This is a genomic window from Enterobacter sp. PGRG2 (assembly GCF_030291195.1).
In the GTDB taxonomy this organism is placed as follows: Bacteria; Pseudomonadota; Gammaproteobacteria; order Enterobacterales; family Enterobacteriaceae; genus Enterobacter_D.
In genome coordinates, this window is the sequence record NZ_CP127837.1 from 3,564,760 (window position 1) to 3,565,306 (window position 547).

The window sequence follows — 547 nt, forward strand, 5'->3', positions numbered from 1 at the left end:
GTAACACCGCTGACGGTGAACGTGCTAAGGGGGCCACCGCGGCCCCCTTAGCAATCCCCGCGGCCCCGCAMAGAAACCGGTGCTGCGCACTGCGCTCACCTCCCGACCGTCTGCCYGCGGTCGGCTCGATTCGGCMTCCTGCCTCATTTCGCCTCTGGCCGCCATCCATGGCGTCCAGCCCTTGTCATCCGGCCTCCGGYTCGCCGGTTTCAGCGGGGACTCAATCCCTCGCGTTAATTACGATGACGGTTTGTTACGACTGAGTGGCTTTGYGTTTGTCTGAACTTACAGGAAGCTGTGAGTGGTGTTTTTTAGAAATCATGAAGTGTGGGGAGTCCGGCTGAAAATCGCTGAGGCGTTCACTTACGGCCGGGGCAGCCCGCATGGATGCGGGCTGAGGGCGCGACTTGCAGGGACGCTGCATCGCGCCCGACCCGAAGCCGGAAGGGATAAGCCGAAGGGACCGCGAAGCGGCGATTTTCCTGCCGGGAGCCCGGGGGTGCAGGGGGCGGCGGCGACTGGCCGCCCCCTGCGCGCTCTGTGCGCC